This window comes from Helicobacter ailurogastricus, from assembly GCF_001282945.1.
Lineage (GTDB): Bacteria > Campylobacterota > Campylobacteria > Campylobacterales > Helicobacteraceae > Helicobacter > Helicobacter ailurogastricus.
This window is the reverse complement of the sequence record NZ_CDMG01000009.1, coordinates 497,130-500,018: the sequence shown is the minus strand read 5'-3', so window position 1 is coordinate 500,018 and position 2,889 is coordinate 497,130. Positions and strand designations below refer to the sequence as shown.

Sequence of the window (2,889 nt, the reverse complement as noted above, 5' to 3'; positions counted from 1 at the left end):
CATGTGCTACTCCTTTAATTTCGAAGCTTGTTAAGTAAACTATCAAGAGACACAAGTTGCATCCCTTTAAGAACATCCCTTACGCTATAGTTGAAAGATATCCCAAAACTTTCAACTATACTTTCCTGACTCGCTCGCATGCGCCCTTTTTTCTGCTTTAGAAGTAGCTGTGCAATCTGTAGTTCATAGTAAATCCACGAAGATTGCGTGTACTGGTCATAGTCACTTCGACCACCTCGAATTTTCCATTCGTCCAAACTTCGTATAGTAGAAACCGAGTTTTTAGTTTCTAAAAAAACAAAAGACCTACACGCTTGAATCATTTGTGCTAGGGCAACACAGAGCATAGGATATAAATTCTTTGTTATGCCGTCCATTCCATATTGCTCCTCCAGCACCTCTTGTGCATCATAAACGGATTGCCAACACAAAGAGTCAATAAAAACCTTGCACCATGGTTGATTTGTCTCAATATATTCTTTAACACAAAGTGCCTCGTCGCGATCGTCAAACGAATGAGAAAGAAACACATGTGACCCTTCTACTCTTGAAAAAAGCAACTCCTGCAATTCATCTGCCCTAATTCCATTCGGACTACTTACCTCCTTCACAATCAGATTAACCAAATCCTTCTTATCTTTATTAAACTCCTCGGATATACCGTAAAAAATACCCTTGTAAAGATCCTCGTTCCTAACCCTATACGCCTCGTACATCATTCCAGTCTCCGCTTACACAAAATACTGAAGACCCAGCCTCCGGATTGTAACACACAAACACCAAATCAAAAGCCAATTTTCGCATAGGAACACCCTATGGACGATCAATGCAAACACAAATTAGTGGTCAGCATGGCAAGTAGTGCAACTGTTTAGTATTATCCATTGTATGTCATGATTTTGCTTGTATCGGTATCCATCCCTGTTGTTCCTAATCTCCTAATAGAGTACAAAAAAGCAATCGCCAACTTACTGGTCTCACAAAACCTTTAAACCACCTGCTCCCAACCCCTCGAGACCATTCTATAACCATCCCAAACCAAGCTCAAAACCAAGAAGAAGAGCACAAAAAATGACAACCAACACACCCCACAAACCACTCAAAATCAAACAAGCGATTCTAGCCCAGTAAAGAGGTCATACAGCGCGACTTAGATAAAAACCATACTAGCTACCCCAACATCTAAATGCACTTAAAATGTGTTTTAGAGCCATTTAGAGCATATGGCCCAAACTCTTTCATTCCTCCAAACTCACTAACCGCTCAACTTCTCAGTGTGTTGCTTAACCCCGCACTGTTCAATCACTTAAAATCCCACCTCTAAAGCCCTCAAAAGCTCTTGTGTGTAAGCCCATTGATGTCATCACTAGAAAAACCCTTGCAAATCTTCTCACAAGAACTCAAAATGCTTCACTTCACACCCCAAAACACATATCTTCTCTCCCCCTCACTTCAAAACACCTCCATAAACCCCTCTAGAACGCTCTACAATCGCTCCAACACCCTCAACCCATACGGCTTCGTAGAGCGAAAGGTTAGGAGTGGAGAGTATCAAACTATGGTTTTGGATGTTGGGAGCGATTATAGGCGATTTTAAAGTAAAAATCATAAGAACCAAAACTTGTGTTAGAATATCCCTTTTTTGAGGATGCCATGCAAGAAGTCGCCACACAAACAAAGCAAAACAACGAGCAAAACGCACAAGTAAAGCGTAATGAGCTTTTTAAGACCATTTGGGGCATTGCAGATAAATTGCGCGGAGCGGTGGATGGTTGGGACTTTAAGCAATTTGTTTTAGGCATTATCTTTTACCGCTACCTCTCAGAGAATTTGACAGCCTACATCAACGCCAATGAACAAGCCTTAAACCCAGATTTTGATTATCTTGCCCTCAATGACGCACAGGCCAAGCAGGCTAAAGCCTTGCTCTTAGAAGAAAAGGGCTTTTTTATCCCGCCCAGCGCGCTTTTTAGCAATGTGCTCAAGCGGGCAGACAAGGAAGACAATCTAAACACCAAGCTCAATGAAATCTTCCAAAATATCGGAGATTCTAGCTTAGAGGGCGAGGCGCAGGAGAATTTTAGAGGGCTTTTTGCGGATTTGGACATGGATAGTAGCAAGCTGGGCGATGGTGTCAAAGAGAAAAATGAAAAGATCATCAGTCTTTTAAAGGCCGTGGGGGCGATGAAAATTGAGGACTATCAAGAGAGCGGGATCGACATCTTTGGGGACGCTTACGAGTTTTTAATGGGCATGTATGCCAGCCATGCGGGCAAGAGTGGGGGCGAGTTTTTCACCCCCCAAGAGGTGAGCGAGCTCTTGGCTAGATTAGTCTTGCACGGGCAAAAGGACATTAATAAGGTTTATGACCCTTGTTGTGGGAGTGGCTCGCTCTTGCTCAAATTTGCCAAGATTTTAGGCAAAGACAATATCAAACAGGGCTTTTTTGGTCAGGAGATCAACCCGACCACCTACAACCTCTGCCGGGCAAATATGTTTTTACACAATATTGACTATGACAAATTTCATATCGCCTATGGGGACACTCTAATAGACCCTAAGCATGAAAGTGATGAACCCTTTGACGCCATTGTGTCTAATCCGCCCTACTCCACCAAATGGATCGGCGATGATGACCCACTACTCATCAACAATCCCCGTTTTGCTCCCGCTGGGGTGCTAGCCCCCAAGGGCAAGGCGGATTTAGCTTTTACTTTACACATGCTCTCTTGGCTCTCACCCAAGGGGACATGCGCCATTGTGCAATTTCCCGGGGTGTTGTATCGGGGTGGGGCGGAGGCAAAAATCCGCCAATACCTCATAGAGCGCAATTTTGTGGATGGGGTGATTGCGCTTGCCCCTGATCTTTTCTTTGGGACCAACATCGCT

General features: G+C 43.7%; 2 protein-coding genes. One reads left to right on the top strand and one right to left on the bottom strand.

Annotated elements, in window-relative coordinates; all coding sequences use genetic code 11:
- Positions 1 to 14: 14 nt before the first annotated feature.
- Positions 15 to 719 carry a hypothetical protein gene (locus HAL07_RS07815; RefSeq protein WP_053945652.1) on the bottom strand — a complete coding sequence of 235 codons (705 nt, stop codon included), beginning with the start codon at positions 717 to 719 and terminating at the stop codon, positions 15 to 17.
- A gap of 934 nt (positions 720 to 1,653) precedes the next feature.
- On the opposite strand from HAL07_RS07815, the gene HAL07_RS07810 reads away from it, so the two are divergent.
- Positions 1,654 to 2,889, top strand: a 1,236-nt coding sequence (locus HAL07_RS07810; RefSeq protein ID WP_082355986.1) for a type I restriction-modification system subunit M, incomplete at its 3' end; no start/stop codon positions are given.